The organism is Vibrio sp. B1FLJ16, from assembly GCF_905175385.1.
Classification (GTDB): domain Bacteria; phylum Pseudomonadota; class Gammaproteobacteria; order Enterobacterales; family Vibrionaceae; genus Vibrio.
In genome coordinates, this window is record NZ_HG992749.1 from 66,987 (window position 1) to 85,252 (window position 18,266).

An 18,266-nucleotide genomic window follows, 5' to 3' on the forward strand; every position below is an offset into this window, starting at 1 on the left:
TAATGAAGAACTTTATTATTGGCTATGGTGAATCGCTTACTAACTCTGTGGAAGTAAGGAGCGGTGGGGGTGAAAAGAAGCATCCATACACTTTTTATGAAGCAAGAGATAGATTGGTAAAAGACCTGTCTAGTGTTATCGAAGACATAGACTTAAAACCAGAGGCACAATGTGCAAATGGTGAGGTTGTAATAAAGTTCTTACAACACCCTTCTTACCTTGCCAAGTCCTATTACCCGACAAAGTTATTTAATCGATATGATATTAAGGATGTAGGCTCAAAATCCCAGCGTATAAAACCCGAAAAGTGGGCCGTTAAAAAACACCCTGAAGAAGGGCTTACATCGTGTATTTTTGTGTCAGGAACTAAATCGAAGTTCGAAGCAATGTTGAACAGTATTCAGCATGACAACTTACCTGAGACTACAAAAGATATCATTAGATCAATCGAAAATATTAGCTCTATAACTCCTGATGAAAAGATCAAGCATATAGACGAGCAGAGTGATGAACTCAAGCTAGAGGTAGTGTTGCATGCTTCTGAGCATGATGAATTCGTTAAACGTTCATTTAACGACTATTCAGTCTCCCTAGGGGGAATTGTTGATTGGAAAAGAGCTAAAACTGTAGGGGGACTGACTTTCTTGCCCGTGACTATTGGCACTGGTACAGAACAGGAATTGGCACAATTTTCTCATCTAAGGGCACTAAGGAGTATGCCTCAACTCAGGTTTAATCACCCTGATGTGCTGAGAGAGTCCCTAAAAGAAGCCTTTGAACTACCTCAGTTCAAAGCGTTAAACAATGATTTTAAGGTATGTATATTCGATGGCGGAATAGGTACGGAACATATTCTCCATGATTGGGTGACAGAGTATATTCCATCCGATGTTACTCATGGACACCCAAGCTTGTTAGCCCATGGCAGTGAAGTATGTTCTGCATTTCTCTTTGGGCCATACATAGATGGAAGTCCCCAAATGGGAGAACCATATTCTAAAGTCGATATTGTTCGTGTTTTATCAGCTACGGATACAGATCCCGATCTATTCGATGTATTGACTAGAGTAGAAGATGTTTTAAAGAAAAAGGAATATAAATACATAAATTTGAGTCTAGGGCCAAGACTGGCGATAGATGATGATGATGTGCACGTATGGACCTCGGTTATTGACAGGCTTCTACAAGATGGCCACTGCTTTGCCACTGTTGCCATTGGTAATGATGGAGAGCTAGACGGTGAGTTTGCTAGGATACAACCTCCAAGTGACATGGTTAACTGTTTTGCTGTTGGGGCGAGTGACTCTAAAAGTGATAAGTGGGAAAGAGCTCCCTACAGCTGTATTGGACCAGGCAGAAGCCCAGGAGTAGTTAAGCCTGATGGTGTCATTTTTGGAGGTTCATACAGTGAACTTTTCAAAGTTTACTCTCCTTTGACTCATTCAATCATAGGGACATTAGGGACAAGCTATGCTGCCCCTTATGCTTTAAGAGTAGCGGCTGGCATCGATGCGATTACAGACTTTGACTTGAATCCGTCTACAGTAAAGGCGCTAATGGTGCATCATGCGAGTCGTGAGGAAAAAGAACAAAATGATGTTGGGTGGGGGTTATTGCCAAATTCCCCAGAGTCCATTGTGGAATGCTTGGATGATGAAGCAATTATCGTGTATCAAGGTGAACTGAATAAGTCAGAACATTTGAGAATACCTATCCCTATTCCTGATGGGATTGATTGTACTTGGGTTCACCTCAAAGCGACGTTTTGCTTCAACGCAATTACAGATCCAGAGCACCCATTGCATTATACGAGAAGTGGTCTTGATATTGTGTTTAGAGGAAATGAAAGTAAGAAAAAAAGCGATGAATCTGATCATGCTGATTCTAAAACGTTCTTTTCCGTTGGTAATCTATATGAAACTGAAGAGGAATTAAGGGAAGATGCACACAAATGGGAAACGTGTATTTCTAGATCTCAACGATTCAAAAAAGATACCCTCTTCAACCCGGTGTTTGACGTTAAGTATCACGCTAGAGAGCAAGGTGGAGATAGCCAAACAGAACTGGAACCACTTAACTACTCACTTGTGATATCTATTAGAGCGCAGGGTGATAACAATACTTACAACTTGGTTCTTCAGCAAAACCAGACGTTACAAGCGGTGAAAGTTGCCAACCGAGTTAGAGTATAGTCTGTAAGTATCGTGAATCTGAACTGTTATTGGTGGCTTTTAGGTTTAGGATAAGGAAGCATAGATACTCCAGAATCTAACTCAGCAATCTTGTACTGATATTGCTGAATCATTAAGGCGAGCTGGTTGTGTTGGCTCGCCATATTAGAGAGTTGTTCTTTTAAATCTTCTGTTTGCGTTCGGTATTTTTCTTTCAGGCTTATTTCTTTTTTTAACCGTTCTCTTAAGCTGGAAATCTTATCTTCATATGCGTTTTGAGCTTTGGCTTTCGGTGAGTTTTGGATAGCTGAGTCTTTTATTTTTTGTACTATATCTTTGTAGTAATAGGCAGAACCATCACCGAGTCCTGCTTCTTCTTCGACAGCCTTAACGGACATCTTCCTTGCAGGATCTACGCGGTGAGTTTTTCCCGATAAAATTCTTTCTAGTGCTTGCTCTAGTTCAACCTTCGTAATTTGGGATTTGCTCATAATTTTCGTTGCCTATCTCAAATCTTGTGAATGGAATCTGAAATTTGTGGAGAACTTTTTCAGCGGCTCTGATTTGGGTAATAAAATGTGAATACATGGAAGCGGTTAACGAACCGATTGCTTCCATATCAATAACTTGTTTGCATACCCATTGATAGCGTTTGTTCCAGTTTTCAGCTTTTTCTTTATCTATGAGTTGATTTTCACAGCTCATACAGTTGGCTGGGGAACTAACCTTATGCATCTGGCATTCGTAGCCAGCCATACAGTAAGAGTGTAGCGTGCCTACAAGGGTTAATCGACCTGCTTTTACATGCTCATTAATCGCATCCCATGATTTATATTTTTTGTGAAGAGATATTCGGTTTTTATTGATTGAACCGGCCATGTGACCCATCAGTTGACCTGAATCCCAGCCTTTATACCATTCATGAATTTTTTGTGTCGTAGACTCTTGGATTACGTCATTGAGGAATGATTGAAGCTCTGTATCGATCTGTAGTGCTTTTATTTTGCTGGCAAGACCACCTTCTCCATACCATTCTGTTGTGGGTAGATCTAGGTGTTTGAACTGTTGTTTTATCGCAATATCGTGACAAAGATTATGACGTTTTGAAAATACAGCGAAGGTTCGTCTTAGTTGGTGGGTCGTCAAGGGCCAGACATTTCCGACTTTTAAACGCTCATCCGCATTATTTGGTTCACGGTTTGGATTGATGACTCTAAACTCATCGAGGTCATCTTCGGTTATTAAAGCACCCGCTTTCTCGCATATTTTTAAAAAATGAGTACGCATATTATTGTCTTGTCGAATAATGGGCTTTTGCGATTTTCGTCCTTGGCCTAACCATAAGCAGCTAGAATTATGAACGCTCATTGGATCATCGTCTTCAAGTAATTGTATGCGCATATACCTTGATATTGCTTCTGCTAGTTCAATTGCTTTTTGAGTAAATTTTGTTGTTACCCATTCCGCCACTTTTCCTCGACCTTGAGAAAATTTATGTTGTTCTGATTGAAGTGTGTAGTATTTTTTACCGTACATTTCTTTTTCTTTGAAACTATTTGAATGGAGACAAAAAAGCTCTGAACGGCGCATACCGGTTAATGCACCACAGACAATAAAGCATATGGTTTGAATTTCAATGATGGTTCCTTGAATGCGTAATGCACTTTTGGGGAGTAAGCTTTCTAAGTGGGTATCTTTAATGTGGGCGTCAATAATGCTGCTGTAACTTGCTGGTTGATGTTTATTAACTTCAACTCGATATTCATTGGATTCTTCACTTATCCATTGCCATATACCGCTTTGTATTTTGTCGTCTACTCTCCGTTTCCCTTCTTCATAGTTTTGCCTCATGTCATAGAGTAGTTCATGTATTGCTTCTTTATAGGGATGGTAAGTTTCTACTACATCAAAACAATATCGGTATATTTTTTCCATGAGTCTGGTCGGAATTGCATAGAACTGATTTTTTCCTTCATAGAGTCTCCCCGTTATTTCCCTACCAAATTTACACTGGGTGCGTCCTTGTGGTATTTCAAATTGTATGGGGAGATACCTCGCTGCTTTTTTTACATGCATCAATGCATTGTAAATACCTTCGACTTGCCCAGAACTGTAGTTTTGCCCTTTAAGGTATTCACAAAATTCACTAAAAACGATTTCAGATGATAATGAGTTAATAGATTGGAAGCCTTTAGAATCAATAAATTTATAAAGAATGCTTAATTTGGCAAATCTAGCAATTAACGTTGAAGGCTTTATGACAGCACCTTTTCTATGATGTCCTGCAATATAAAGCCAGCAAAAGCAAATTAGCTTCATTTCTCTAGCCAAATCATCACTAACTATTTTTGAGAAAACAATGCGTTTTTTATAAACGATTCTTGCATCTAAATATGCACGGAAATCCCATTCTTCATCACCAAAATGGCTGTTGGGAGAACCGTCAAAATTCTTTGTTACTACAACATCATCGAGTTTTTTTAGTTTTCCGTCAGAATAAAGTTGAACAATGTTTTTATATTCAGAAAGGTTCTCTTTGAGGATGTTTTTAGGCAGTTCAAACAATGGTGTCATAGGTTGTCCTTAAAAATCGATGTTGATTCCTTCTGGCCATAGAGGGTGTCTTCCTTCATTCTGCAGTTTCTTTTCTGCTAATCTTTTTACTTTGGGATGGATGGTGAAGACAATGCGATTGATCGAGTTTAAAAGGTCTGAATAGTTTTTATTAAAATGCTGCTCATTGAGGTGGTGAACTTTTGAATCAATGATCGATTCTCGATAACTCAGTAGACACCAGATATCCTCGACACTTTCAATGATGACCTGATTTTCACAATCGAAGCAATTATGAATGTCAGAACAAGCCAGGTGGTCAACATTAAAGTCTTTCGGGCTAAAGTGATTCCTCCTTCGATATTTGTCAGCCTGACTGGAATAGACATTTTTACAGCCTGTTCCTATAATCGTTTTTTCGCCGTGCTTATCTGCATATTTTGCAAGGAACTCCTCGTACGGAAGAACTTCTACTCCCAACTCTTTTTTTGCAAATTTTTTTGCGGAATTAATATCTGAACACCGAGCTGCGCCTTCAATTGTGTGAGTTGCTGCAAGCAATTGTTTTTGGTTCTCAACCTGATTTCCGGAAGAATAGTGCTTTGATAACGTGTATGGGGTGTTGCCTAAGAGCAATGCTGTTTCAGTTGTATTTCCCGTTTTTGCTAAATAGCGGCAACTTCCACTGGCACGAAATTTCGAAGCCATTGGCCTTAGTGGCTCACCATCATCAGATTTTAGATCAAACGTCTCATACAGCCATTTAGAGAAGGTTTGTATATGTCCTTGTTCCAAAGGAGCAATATGGTCTCTTTTGGTTTGCCAGAGCAAATGGGGATCCGAAGAAATAAGGCTACTAAGCTGCAATAGCTGCTCAAAAAATCTAAGTGCTATTTTGGGAACATGAAATGTACCGTTATCCCCAATCGATATAGATACATACTTATTTGCCCTAGGCTTTAAAACACTTTGCTCAAACCATTTACCACCTTCAAATATTTTTTCTTTCGGCTTTGTCATGTTGAGGAGGACGGTTGTATTGCCCCAAGTGTAATAGGACAACATGAAGTAGGCGGCACTAAAGCATTTTGTTATTGGTGAGGCGATTTCATGTGTATGATTGTTGTAGGTAAAGGTCGCGGTTCTTTTATTGGTTGAGGCATTCAAATGTATGCTTGGGTTCTCCATGATTTGTTTGGATACCTGTCTGAAAAATGAGTTAATAATTTTGATTAAGGAAGACAGCTCTCGATCTGAATAACCTTGAGTAGGATTAAGTTCAGAGCGAAACAATCCATAAGGAGAGAACCATTCTGAGCTTGGGTTACCAAGCATTTCCAAGCATTTTTTTGAACAAGAAATCATTTTCCGCGCAGAATTGACGTTCATTGAAGATATACGAACTTGCTCTATTAAGTGTCTCTCCCATGACTCAACTGCGGCTGAGCTTTCCGGATTAAGTCTTTTCGTATCACAAAAGCGAACGTATTTCGCAAAATCTCTTAGGTAGCTTTGTTTTGTCAGATCAGAGTATTCGTTTGTCTCAGTAAAGATTCTGTACCATCTCAGAACATCAGCATCTCGATGTGCTGGTTCTGCTCGCTGTAAATCTCTTTTAAAAGCAACTCCTTTGTAGAAAAAACGAGTGAAGTCATAAGTGAACGTTTGTTTGATTCCGGTGCGAAGTTTGATTGTTAGCTTAGGAGGCGTGTAAGTCATAACATTGCTTCCTCCAATATTTGGTCAAGCATTACAATCGCATTTTGATTTGCTTTTTCTTTTCTTAAATATCGAAGGTATTTCCATGTGGTTTTGTCATCTTTGTGCCCCATCCATCCCATAATTAAAGCTAAAGCATCACCAACTGGAAGGTGATCCAACAATGAGTCTAAGCGATAGGTACCATAAGTTGCCCTTAAATCGTGAGTCCGATGACTAAAAACAATATTATGTTTATTTTGAATATGATGTCTTAATCGACGAAAATGTTGTTGGATGTTATTGCTGCAAAGAGGGTTTCCAAGATTATTAAGAAGTAGTGTTTTATTTACACCATCTGTTTTCTTTTCTCTCTTTAGTCGACGTTCACTAACCGAGTAATCATACATTTTTCGCATTAGCTGGTTGGGTATTTCGACTTTACGTGTTTTGTTGAATTTTGTGTGTACACCATTGTGAATACCAATTTCTACTTCATATCTATGAATATGTGGGTTAGGCATCTCAACAATAGAAAATGGAAATGTACAAGCTTCTTCAACGCGCAACCCAGACTGTATTTGGAGTAATTGATGAATGATAAATTCTTCGGAACATTCTCTGAGGCAGTCAGCGAAAAAAAGTAGTTCTTGTTGAGATAATGGATTGAGTTTTTGTTGTTCGTTTCTTGCTGGTTTTCTGATTCTGAGGTCAGTTGAACGTACTGCAAACCTAGGGTTGTTGTGGCTCATCATCCCAGAGTTAGCTATATGGACTATCTGATAATTAAATGGTTTGTTCTCTTCAGTGAAGGTTATGAATCTCTCATGAGCTGCCCATTCATAGAATTTGATAACATGAAGAATGTACATAGACGCTGTAGAAAAGGCGATCTCACCACATCTGGCCGCTTTTAACAGATCATCATTTCGGAATCGATAGGTCGGTTTTAAGTAGTCGTTCGCAGGGAAGTTGTCCCAGGAATAATTATTCGATTCTAAGAACTGCCAATATCTTTTAAGAGCGCGAACACTTGCTGTTATATCGGCTGCTTTTCGAATGTTCACTAAATAATTGAGCCAAAGGTTTACCGGCAGTAGATATTCGTGGTCTTTGGAGTAAAAGGTAGGAAACCCAGTTAGATGAATAGATGTTGATTTACTTGAAGGCGGATAGATTCGGGGAACGTCAAAATTGTTCGAATTTACGACAGTAACCATACTAGCCTCCAATGTATTTGATATACATAGAGGCTAGTATGTTTTCCAGTGTTTACAAATCTACAGGGTGGATTTTCCAGACACCGATCTACATGGTAACGAACTCTTCTGAGCCCGTTGGGTGGATAGCAACTACAGAGTCGAAGTCTGCTTTAGTTGCGCCCATCTTCATTGCTACGCCGAAGCCCTGAATCATTTCGTCTACCGTGAAGCCGATGCCGTGCAGACCAACAACGGTCTCTTCTTCACCAGCACATACCAGTTTCATCTTACATGGCTGACGGTGCTTGGTTACTGCGGTGTACATCGCAGTGAAGCCCGATTTGTACACTTTCACATTGTCTTCACCGTATTTCGCGATTGCTTCCGGCTCAGTCAGACCAATGGTGCCGATAGGCGGGTGACTAAATACCACGGTCGGAACCAAGTCGTAATCCATCTTCGCGTTTGGTTTGTTGTTGAACAGACGCTCAGATAGCTGGCGACCCGCTTTAACCGCGACTGGCGTCAGCTCAATACCGCCTTCCATGATGTCACCTACACAGTAGATGCCTTTCACGTTAGTCTCTTGGTATTCGTCTACCTTGATGTAACCTTTATCATTAGTCGCGACACCAGTTGATGCAAGGTTGATTGCATCTGTTGTTGGGTGACGGCCGATTGCCCAGATTAGCTGGTCAACGTTTTGGCTTTCACCGTTCTCCAGATGCAGAGTCAGGCTGCCATCTGCTTCTTTTACAATTTCTTTCGGTACTGAGTGCGTATGCAGTTTAGGACCTTCTGCGTCCATCACTTCAACCAAGGTTTCGATGATCATCGGGTCGAAGCTGCGCAGTGGCGACTCTTTACGTACGAACAAGTGTGTTTCTGTACCCAGTGCATGTAATACGCCTGCGATTTCAACTGCGATGTAACCTGCACCAACCACAGCAACACGTTTTGGTTGCTCAGCTAGGTCGAAGAAGCCGTTTGAATCGATGCCGAATTCTGCGCCCGGGATGTTTGGAATCGTAGGACGACCACCCACGGCGATCAGGATGTGATCCGCTGTGTAGTGTTCACCGTTTACTTCAACTGTCTTTTCGTCAACAAACTTAGCAAAACCTTTGATAACATTCACTTTGTTGTTGCCAAGAACACGATCGTAAGACTCGTGGATACGGCCAATGTAAGCCTGACGACTCTCTACCAGTTTGCTCCAGTCGAAACCTTTCACATCGACATCAAATCCGTAATCTTCCGCGTATAGGTTCATTGCTTCTGCGATTTGCGCGCCATGCCACATCACTTTCTTTGGTACACAACCTACGTTTACACAGGTGCCACCAAGATCTTGTGCTTCAATCAGCGCGACTTTCGCGCCGTACATGGCTGCACGGTTTGCAGATGCGATGCCACCACTGCCGCCACCGATACAGATATAGTCAAAATGAGTCGCCATTACTTTCTCCAAGAGCGTATGAATTTCTGGTTAACCAATACATTGGGGTAATGAGATGTTAACTCAATATCGCCGCAACATTTTGTTAAGAACTCTGCCTATGATAAATCGAATCTGACTAATTCCTAAATGGGAAAAAGCGACAATGCTTATGACAAATAGCGATGAAAGAAACGAAAGAAGAATAAATGGTGATGTAATGAATAAGTGGAGGCATAAAAAAGCGCAGCGAAAAGTCGCTGCGCTCAGGCGATTTGGTATGAGTGTTACTCAGGAACAATCCAGTCGACTTTCCAGTGACCAGTTGCAGGCGCGATGGCGTCTTGTAGGAACGGCAGAATCTCTTTCATCTGGCTTTCCAGTTTCCATGGCGGGTTAATCACGATCATGCCAGATGCAGTCATACCGCGCTCATTGGTGTCTGGTGAGACGCCAAGTTCAATTTGCAGAATCTTACGAATGCCCAGCGCTTCTAATCCTTCGATCATATCGTCAATGTCGATGCGGTTAACCACCGGATACCAGATAGCGTAGATACCCGTTGCCCAACGTTTGTAACTTTGATGAATCGCGCGAACTACATCGCGGTACTCTTTCGCCAGCTCGTACGGTGGATCAATCAGCACCAAACCACGTCGCTCTTGCGGAGGCAGACTTGCTTTTAGACGCTGGAAACCATCTTCTTTGTATATGCTTACCTGACGATCGCGATGGAACTCTTGCTCCAGTAGCGGGTGGTCAGCTGGGTGAAGCTCAGTTAATACCATACGGTCTTGTTCGCGGATCTGAGCTCGGGCCACGCGAGGAGAACCAGGGTAGTAACGCAGGTTTTCACCATTATTGAGCGCTTTAACTGAGTCGATGTAGCTTTTGATTTCTTCAGGAATATTCGGGTTATCCCAGATACGGGCGATGCCTTGTTTGTACTCGCCGGTTTTTTCAGACCACTCGTGAGTCAGATCGTAACGGCCCACACCCGAATGGGTATCGTGATATACGAATGGCTTATCTTTTTGTTTTAGTGCATCAAGGATAAGGCTTTGAACGATGTGTTTGACCACGTCAGCATGGTTGCCTGCGTGGAAGCTGTGGCGGTAACTTAACAAATTAAACTCTCGAAACACTCTTTGACTGAGTGTGGTCTGTGGTGTCAGATAAAATAGTTAAGAGCATTATATACCCAACTACTGCCAATATGCAGACTATGCTTTGGCTTTGTATAACGAATGAACACATCACTATTGAAATGTCGTTAAGTCACCCATACTTACTAAACATATTGAACCTAAGTGAGAGTGCGTACTCCAATAGTGCGAACCTCCTATAGAGTAAAAGCCTCACTTAGGCATAAATTACCAAGCTCAAGGACAGAGTTGCTCTCGCTGACCCAATGGTCATTGCCGCACAGAGAAAGAGGACGGATATCTCTTCATCCATGTTGTTGGCTTTCCTGTACCTTGAGTTGACCTATTTTATAGGTAGTCACACAGCCAAAACACAAAAGGAATTATTCATGTCTAATCCACTTCTTACGTTTACGGAACTGCCTCCGTTTTCGCAAATTAAACCAGAACATATCAAACCAGCGGTAGAGCAGGCGATAGCGGATTGCCGCGCCAAAGTCGAAGAGGTGCTAAAAGATAACGAGCATCCCACTTGGGCGAGCATCGTTGCGCCGATGGAAGAAACGGATGATCGTCTCAGCCGTATCTGGTCACCAGTCGGTCACATGAATTCTGTGGTCAACAGCGAAGCATTGCGCGAAGCGTACGACAGCTGCTTGCCTATTTTGTCTGAGTACGGCACTTGGGTTGGTCAGCACAAAGGGTTGTACGACGCGTACAAAGCAATTAAAGCCAGTGATGAGTTCGCAGCCCTGACCCGTGCGCAGCAAAAAACCATTACCGATGCACTGCGTGATTTTGAGTTGTCGGGTATTGGCTTGCCATCTGACGAGCAGCAACGCTATGGCGAGATCAGCAAACGCATGTCTGAGTTAAGCTCTAAGTTCTCTAACAATGTGTTAGATGCAACCATGGGTTGGACCAAGCACATTACCGATGAAAAAGCCTTAGCGGGCATGCCGGAATCTGCTTTAGCAGCTGCGAAAGCGGCAGCGGAAGCGAAAGAGCTGGAAGGCTATCTGATCACGCTGGACATTCCGTCTTACTTACCTGTGATGACTTACTGTGATAACCAAGAGCTTCGCCGAGAAGTGTACGAAGCGTACGTCACTCGTGCCTCTGATCGCGGTCCAAACGCGGGCAAGTGGGACAACACAGAGATCATTACTGAGCAGCTAAAACTGCGTCATGAAATCGCACGTATGCTTGGCTTTAACACTTTTAGTGAGAAGTCACTGGCAACAAAAATGGCAGAAACGCCAGACCAGGTTTTGGGCTTTTTGAATGATCTGGCAACCCGCGCGAAGCCACAAGGGGAGCGTGAAATTGAAGAGCTGCGTGCATTCACCAAAGCTGAGTTCGGCGTTGAAGAGCTGAACGTGTGGGACATCGCTTACTACAGTGAAAAGCAAAAGCAGCACCTGTTCCAGATTTCTGATGAAGAGCTGCGTCCTTACTTCCCAGAATCTAAGGTAGTGAGTGGCTTGTTTGAAGTGCTGAACCGTGTGTTCGGGATGAAAGTTGAAGAACGTCAAGGTGTTGATACCTGGCACAAGTCAGTTCGTTTCTTTGATATTTTTGATTCTGAAGGCACCCTGCGTGGTAGCTTCTATCTCGATCTTTACGCGCGTGAACACAAACGTGGCGGCGCGTGGATGGATGACTGCCGTGGTCGCCGAGTTAAGTTATCTGGCGAGCTACAAACGCCAGTTGCATACCTGACCTGTAACTTCAACCGTCCGGTTGGTGACAAGCCTGCCCTGTTTACCCATGATGAGGTAGTAACATTATTCCACGAATTTGGTCATGGCATTCACCACATGCTAACGCAAGTAGATACCGGTGCAGTATCTGGCATCAACGGTGTGCCTTGGGATGCGGTCGAGTTGCCAAGTCAGTTCCTGGAAAACTGGTGCTGGGAAGAAGAAGCGCTGTCGTTCATTTCTGGCCATTACGAAACGGGTGAGCCTTTGCCTAAAGAAATGCTGGAAAAAATGCTGGCAGCGAAGAACTTCCAGTCGGCAATGGGTATCCTGCGTCAGCTAGAGTTCGGTCTGTTCGACTTCACGTTGCATACCGAATACGACCCAGAAGTAGGTGCGCGAGTGCTGGAAACACTAGCAGAAGTGAAACAGAAAGTAGCGGTGGTTCCGGCGGTTGAGTGGGCACGTTTCTCGCACAGCTTTGCGCATATTTTTGCTGGTGGCTACAGCGCTGGTTATTACAGCTACTTGTGGGCGGAAGTGTTGTCTTCGGATGCGTTCTCACGCTTTGAAGAAGAGGGCATCTTCAACAAAGACACAGGTCAAAGCTTCCTGAGCAATATCCTTGAGATGGGGGGCAGTGAAGAGCCGATGGAACTGTTTAAACGCTTCCGTGGTCGTGAGCCACAAATTGATGCTCTGCTGCGTCATTCTGGTATTGCTGCGTAAGCGCAAAAGTTAATATTGAGGCCAACCATTCGGTTGGCCTTTTTAATGCCGCTGCTTTTTGCGGTTGACGGTCAACTATGGATTCACATTGCGGTTGATCGGGTTTTGCAATGAGATTAACGTTTCAGTCGATTGCACTTCATCAATCGCCTGCAACTTGTCGATCAGGACAAATTGCAGCTCTTCAATTGATTTACACATCAGTTTGACGAAAATATTGTACGCACCGGTGGTGTAGTAAGCTTCAACCACTTCGTCGAGCGCATTGAGCTTCTCCAGTGCAGAGTGGTAATCACGAGCCGCATTGAGGTTGATACCGATAAAACAACACACGTCGTAGCCAAGTTTCTTGGTGTTGATGATCACCTCAGTACCTTCGATGATTTCCGCGGCTTTCATTTTCTCAATCCGCACGTGGATCGTGGCAGGGCTGACATCGAACTGCTTTGCCATTTCTGCATAGGGCGTTCTGGCATCCGCCATCAGGGTTTTTAAAATTGCGCGATCGAGATCATCGAGTTTCGGCAGGCTCGTATTCATACGATTCGTTCCATAGGTTTTTGTTATCGGTTCATTTTAACCCGCTTCGCAGTTACTGCAAGAAAGCCTGTAGTGAGGTAAACTCAGCGCCAGTTACCGCGATTTTTATTGGAGCCTCCTTTTGCAACTGCAATTGATTTGTGAAGACTCGTCTCAACAGTCTCATCTTGATGAGCTTGCTACTCGATGGCAGCTTTCCCATTCTGACGACAGCGACTTTGCTTTGGTGCTAACCGCAGAGCGATTAGAGTTGCGTAAAGTAGATGAGCCTAAGTTGGGGGCGATTTTTGTAGACTTGATTGGCGGTGCGGTGGGGCATCGGCGTAAATTCGGTGGCGGCAAAGGTCAGGCAATCGCAAAAGCAGCCGGTCTTAATAAGGGGGCGACACCAACTGTACTCGATGGTACGGCGGGTTTAGGGCGAGATGCATTTGTACTGGCTTCTTTAGGCTGTAACGTGCAAATGGTCGAGCGTCACCCAGTTGTTGCAGCGTTGCTTGATGACGGTCTGGCTCGCGCAAAACAAGACCCGGAAATCGGCACTTGGGTGTCTGAGCGCATGTCGCTGATCCATGCTTCAAGCCATGATGCGCTAGAAAAGCTGGCGCAAGACAGCGAGTTTGTGAAGCCGGATGTGGTTTATCTCGATCCAATGTATCCGCATCCGGAAAACAAAAAGAAATCGGCATTAGTCAAAAAAGAGATGCGTGTATTTCAGTCTTTAGTTGGTGCCGATCTCGATGCGGACGATCTGTTAGAACCAGCGATGGCATTGGCGACTAAGCGTGTAGTGGTAAAGCGCCCGGACTACGCCAATTGGTTGCACGACAAAAAACCAAGCATGGCGATAGAAACCAAAAAGAACCGTTTCGACGTGTATGTCAAAGCTTCCATGTCATAACTATCTGACACTTCAATCTTTCTCATTACAGCGCTGTTTCTGGCGCTGTGAGCTTACCTAGCTTTCGCAATTCGTGACGACAGTTTTCACTTGCTAATTCGCCATTCTGACTGTATATCTAAGTAAGAATTATTATTATTTCACATTGTGGTGAAGTAATGCTTAGCTATCTGGAGTCAAAGTATGGCTAAACGATTATGTAAAATGAACCGCAAGCAGATCGCGGCTAATCTGGGTGATATTCACCGCTTGGTCGTGGCACCGAAATTTGTCTGTCGTTCATGCGCACGTTCTTCTGCTTCTAAAAATACCTTGTGCAAACCTGCTGCGATTCCACCGCAGGCGTGCCAGGATAAATCGCTTCATGAACATCAAGCCTGTGGTCTGCTCGCAGAAGCCTTGCCTGCTAAACCAATTGCAATGACTCCGGAACAAAGTGCAGAAAAAGCGGCCATCGTTAAACGTGTGGTGGAAAGAGCAAAAGCGAAAAAACTGGCAGCCAAAGTCGCAGCACCAGTGACTGATTTAAAAGCTCCTGACCTATTTGACTTAGCCGATGGGAAAGCGTTGAAGAAGGCGAAAAAGGCACTGAAAAAACAGTACAAGCAGCAGAAGAAGTTGCTTAAACTGGCCAAAAAGCAGCAAAAACTGCTCAAGCGTCAGCGTAAACTAGAAAAACGAAATGCCCAGTTAGAGGTATTGTTGCCAACACCCCTAAACGCTTTTATCAGTGACAGCCAACAAGCTAAAGTGCATTGATCAAATATAACGCTCTCCACCAAGAGCAATTCTTTTAAGTTTAGTATTGCTCTTGGTAGAAACCTCCCCACTTAATGACTAGGCCTCTCTTTTTACCTTCAACCTCTAGTTATCTTAAGAAGTAGAAACGATGAATTAAGAGGAAATAGCCAGCCTTGCAGCTCGGTATAGTCGAGTTACCGTAATATCAAATACCCACTTTATAAACTTATATGACAAGTCGGTAATTTCTTTGACGGCTTTTCCTGCAAAAACGAGCATGTGACCAAGCAGACCTTTAGTTTGCTCCGCCAATTTTTTAGAAGCCTTACTTACTTTTTCTAGCGCTCTTGCAATGAGATCATAGAAGCTCATACCTGCTATCACTAATCCTTGTGCCGTAACCAAAGAAGCATACCCTGCATCTTTGAGTAGTGTAATAATCGCTGAGGCGATTTTGTCAGACCAACGTTGGCTAAAGGTAACTTGATTACGATTGTGGAAGTGCAGACGTTCTGGACGGCTTAACGTTTTTGATGAGACTTTATTTAAATGTTCCCAATTGTCAGACTTCAATGTTTTGACGTAGCCTGTTTCTGAATGCAATTTATGCATTGTAAAATTGATACCATAAGAATTGTCCAACCTATACTCGGGTTTATCTATTGGAGCATGGGTAAATGGCCACAGTGGGATCATAGGTACGGGATCTGCACCATTAGTGCAGCGAAAGATCTTTACATTTGAGTGAGAGGACTTAATTGCATATGGCTTTAAGCCAACCCGCGGAGCCCCGAAAGTATAGAGAAATACTTGAACTTTATATTTAGTGCGAAGCCAATCTGCGCAGATAGAGGCAATAGCTCCGCCTAAACTATGCCCGACGCAGTGAATCACTTTTATTTTTCCGATTGAGTTTGAAAGATGTTGAGATATTTGGCTTTTCAAACTATCTAATACGTTTATGAATCCTGCATGAGCTAATGAACCGTTGGGACTTCCTTTTAAATCTACATGCAAATCAGTCAGAACATCAGCAGCATAGCCAAAGTTAGTACCGCGAAAAGCTAAAACTAAGCTGCCGTTATGTTTACCCTTTTGTTTTCCTTCTGCAGTTAATACGAACTTTGAGCTGCGACTTTTAAAGGTCGCTCCTGTTTTTGCTTCGAAATACATTTTGTTGAATCTGAAAAGCTTTTCTAATCTGGGAGTGGGCTCAAAAAATTTGGAGTTAAATTCCACATCGTAAGCTTGATCAGCAAAATCTAGGGCGCATTTGGGTGAAAGCGAGTTCATTAGTAAAATCCTTTATATTTTATATTGTGTAAATTACAGATAGTGTATATGTCGCTTTCAATGGCGTTATTGAGCCCATAACTGATAGAAAACACTTTAAGTGGTGAATGTATGTCACAACTAAGAGTGTTTAAGTTTTTGGATAACTGCTCGACAGGAGAGAGAGAAAAAATAACGGAATGCCAAATCTTCTTATCTTCATCGTCAATATTCGCTGATATATAAGTTATGACCCTTTGCTCGTCTAGTGGGTGTAAAGGTTTTCTGGTTTCATATTCATGAACAGGGAAGGAAAAATATCCTTCATTATCAGTTGTTGTAGTACTTACATATTCTTTTTCGTAAGCTATTCCACGCTCTATAGTCACACCACTAAGAGGCTTATCGCCATCCATTAATCGCCCATTTATTTCTGGGCATAAATGGACAAGTCTTTTCTTAAACATGCTCATTGAGTCCGCTTTAACTAAAAGAGGAAAAAGTGAAATAGAGGTGAGGGTGTATATTAATAGTAGTATTTTCACAATTGCCCCAAGATTAATAATGAATGAGGCTTAAATTACTTTGTGGATCTTTTAATGGAAATGCTTAATAACTGTTGAGATTAAATACTTAGCTGATGCTCGAAGAGTTAGGAAAATGATGAGATTATCTGTTGTGATTTTATTGGGCTATATCGCAAAATAGGCGAACCAATTGGTTCGCCTATTTAGGATCAAGATACCCTAGTTATTTTGCTTGGGCTGTTTTATTTGCGTAGCTCATTTCAACGCGCTTTTTCACCCAGGTTTCGTTCACCCACAGTGAGAAAAGGATGATTGCACCGCCAATGGCGAGGCGAGTAATGTCCACATCCCGGTTCCAAATCACTATATTGACAATCAAGCCAGCCGGAACCAACGCGTTATTCATAACGGCCAGTGCGCCCGCGTTGACTAAGGTTGCGCCTTTGTTCCATGCAAAGTAACCAAAGCCGGATGCGATCAAGCCAAGGTAAGTCAGAATACCCCATTGGGTTGCGGTAGTTGGCAGTTTGTCGAGGTTACCCATTAATGCAAATGCGACTGTCGCAACACACAAAGCACCAAGGTAGAAGTAGCCAAACACGGTATGCTGTGGCAGTTCGATAGGTTCTTTTTCCATTATGTATTTGTAACCAACCTGACCGATAGCAAAACACAGGTTCGCCCCTTGAACGACCAAAAAGCCGAGCAGGAAGTTTTCGTTGATACCGGCAAACTTAATCCACGCTGCACCTAAGACAGCAATCAATGCCGTGACCAAATACCAAGGTGAAAAGCGACCTTTAAGTAAGTCGTAAATCAGCGTGACGTAAATAGGGGTGAAAACAGTGAACAGCAGTACTTCTGGTACAGAAAGGAGTAAGAAAGACTGGTAGTAGAAGCAATACATTAGCCCGAGCTGGAAGCCGCCGACGATCATCAGTTTCGCGATTAACGATTTACTGACGCCACGAAATTTCAGGAATGGGATAAATACGATGCTGGCGAGCGCCACACGCATAAATACTGAAAACCATGAATCAACCTGACCAGCAAGGTAAACGCCGATCAGGCTGAATGAAAATGCCCATAGAAGGGTGACTGCAGATAGATAAGCCATAGATGATAACTTTTATCAATAACAAATATGCCGCAGTCTAACCAAGTTTTATTAAACCGCCAATCAGTCTTTTAGCGGTATGACCAGCATATCGACAGGCGAATGGTTAATCAGCTGCCTGGTCGAAGAGAGAATCTTGCTCCAGAAGTCCTGGTGATGACCACATACGACTAAATCAATATTGTAATCCTGAATGGTATCGCACAGCTCATGACTTAAATCACCGCTGCCCACCAAAGTATGAGCTATAGGGTATTCGGCGAATTCTGCAAAGTTTGCCAATTGTGTGCGTGATGCTTCCATCGCCTGGTGTTGTGCTTCAGCCATATTGATATCGATAAGGCCAGTATAGAGCTCGGCGTAGTTCACATCGATGTGAATAAAAGAGACTTTCGCATCCAGAGGTTTAGCCAGCGATACCGCTTTTGTAATCAGTACTTTACTGTCATCAGACAGATCGACTGCCACAAGTATGTGTTTGTAACTCATATTGCTATCTCCTTGGTAAGGTCATAGTTTCAGATTAGCA

15 protein-coding genes are annotated in these 18,266 nt (G+C 42.9%); 4 read left to right on the forward strand and 11 right to left on the reverse strand.

Annotated features, from left to right (window positions below):
* The first annotated feature begins 2 nt into the window (after nucleotides 1-2).
* On the forward strand, nucleotides 3-2,192 hold the full coding sequence (locus KHN79_RS00335) for a S8 family peptidase (RefSeq protein WP_182009925.1): 2,190 nt from the start codon (nucleotides 3-5) through the stop codon (nucleotides 2,190-2,192).
* Nucleotides 2,193-2,218: 26 nt separating this feature from the next.
* On the opposite strand, the gene KHN79_RS00340 is transcribed toward KHN79_RS00335, so the two are convergent.
* The 6 genes from KHN79_RS00340 to KHN79_RS00365 form a co-directional block, all read right to left on the reverse strand.
* The gene (locus tag KHN79_RS00340) at nucleotides 2,219-2,662 is read right to left on the reverse strand and encodes a hypothetical protein (protein WP_182009924.1); all 444 of its coding nucleotides are present in this window, start codon (nucleotides 2,660-2,662) and stop codon (nucleotides 2,219-2,221) included.
* Nucleotides 2,634-4,745, reverse strand: coding sequence for an integrase (locus tag KHN79_RS00345; protein WP_182009923.1), 2,112 nt, complete (start codon nucleotides 4,743-4,745; stop codon nucleotides 2,634-2,636). The genes KHN79_RS00340 and KHN79_RS00345 overlap by 29 nt, the downstream gene beginning before the upstream one ends.
* Before the next feature lie 9 nt (nucleotides 4,746-4,754).
* Nucleotides 4,755-6,443: a hypothetical protein gene (locus KHN79_RS00350; RefSeq protein ID WP_182009922.1), complete on the reverse strand. Its 1,689-nt coding sequence runs from the start codon at nucleotides 6,441-6,443 to the stop codon at nucleotides 4,755-4,757.
* Nucleotides 6,440-7,642 carry a site-specific integrase gene (locus tag KHN79_RS00355; RefSeq protein ID WP_182009921.1) on the reverse strand — a complete coding sequence of 401 codons (1,203 nt, stop codon included), beginning with the start codon at nucleotides 7,640-7,642 and terminating at the stop codon, nucleotides 6,440-6,442. The genes KHN79_RS00350 and KHN79_RS00355 overlap by 4 nt, the downstream gene beginning before the upstream one ends.
* A gap of 88 nt (nucleotides 7,643-7,730) precedes the next feature.
* Complete coding sequence (gorA, locus tag KHN79_RS00360; protein WP_182009920.1) at nucleotides 7,731-9,083, reverse strand: glutathione-disulfide reductase; 1,353 nt, start codon at nucleotides 9,081-9,083, stop codon at nucleotides 7,731-7,733.
* Between the two features lie 266 nt (nucleotides 9,084-9,349).
* Nucleotides 9,350-10,189 carry a 23S rRNA (adenine(2030)-N(6))-methyltransferase RlmJ gene (locus KHN79_RS00365; RefSeq protein ID WP_182009919.1) on the reverse strand — a complete coding sequence of 280 codons (840 nt, stop codon included), beginning with the start codon at nucleotides 10,187-10,189 and terminating at the stop codon, nucleotides 9,350-9,352.
* A gap of 407 nt (nucleotides 10,190-10,596) precedes the next feature.
* Here KHN79_RS00365 and prlC point away from each other — a divergent pair, with 407 nt between their 5' ends.
* The gene (gene prlC / locus KHN79_RS00370; protein WP_182009918.1) at nucleotides 10,597-12,639 is read left to right on the forward strand and encodes an oligopeptidase A; all 2,043 of its coding nucleotides are present in this window, start codon (nucleotides 10,597-10,599) and stop codon (nucleotides 12,637-12,639) included.
* A gap of 75 nt (nucleotides 12,640-12,714) precedes the next feature.
* On the opposite strand, the gene asnC is transcribed toward prlC, so the two are convergent.
* Nucleotides 12,715-13,179 (reverse strand): transcriptional regulator AsnC, encoded by a 465-nt coding sequence (gene asnC / locus KHN79_RS00375; RefSeq protein WP_182009917.1) that lies wholly within the window; start codon nucleotides 13,177-13,179, stop codon nucleotides 12,715-12,717.
* A gap of 121 nt (nucleotides 13,180-13,300) precedes the next feature.
* Here asnC and KHN79_RS00380 point away from each other — a divergent pair, with 121 nt between their 5' ends.
* Entirely contained in the window at nucleotides 13,301-14,080 is a 780-nt protein-coding gene (locus KHN79_RS00380; RefSeq protein ID WP_182009916.1) for a class I SAM-dependent methyltransferase, read from the forward strand.
* 183 nt (nucleotides 14,081-14,263) lie between these two features.
* Nucleotides 14,264-14,839: a hypothetical protein gene (locus KHN79_RS00385; RefSeq protein WP_182009915.1), complete on the forward strand. Its 576-nt coding sequence runs from the start codon at nucleotides 14,264-14,266 to the stop codon at nucleotides 14,837-14,839.
* Between the two features lie 135 nt (nucleotides 14,840-14,974).
* Here KHN79_RS00385 and KHN79_RS00390 read toward each other — a convergent pair whose 3' ends face one another.
* The 4 genes from KHN79_RS00390 to uspA all read right to left on the reverse strand — a co-directional run bounded on the left by KHN79_RS00390 (nucleotide 14,975) and on the right by uspA (nucleotide 18,226).
* Nucleotides 14,975-16,114 (reverse strand): lipase family protein, encoded by a 1,140-nt coding sequence (locus KHN79_RS00390; RefSeq protein WP_182009914.1) that lies wholly within the window; start codon nucleotides 16,112-16,114, stop codon nucleotides 14,975-14,977.
* Nucleotides 16,114-16,638: a DUF6795 domain-containing protein gene (locus KHN79_RS00395; RefSeq protein WP_182009913.1), complete on the reverse strand. Its 525-nt coding sequence runs from the start codon at nucleotides 16,636-16,638 to the stop codon at nucleotides 16,114-16,116. The genes KHN79_RS00390 and KHN79_RS00395 overlap by 1 nt, the downstream gene beginning before the upstream one ends.
* 205 nt (nucleotides 16,639-16,843) lie before the next feature.
* Nucleotides 16,844-17,737, reverse strand: a complete 894-nt coding sequence (locus KHN79_RS00400) for a carboxylate/amino acid/amine transporter (protein ID WP_182009912.1) — start codon at nucleotides 17,735-17,737, stop codon at nucleotides 16,844-16,846.
* A 63-nt stretch (nucleotides 17,738-17,800) separates the two neighbouring features.
* Nucleotides 17,801-18,226 carry a universal stress protein UspA gene (uspA, locus tag KHN79_RS00405; RefSeq protein ID WP_182009911.1) on the reverse strand — a complete coding sequence of 142 codons (426 nt, stop codon included), beginning with the start codon at nucleotides 18,224-18,226 and terminating at the stop codon, nucleotides 17,801-17,803.
* Between the last annotated feature and the right edge of the window lie 40 nt (nucleotides 18,227-18,266).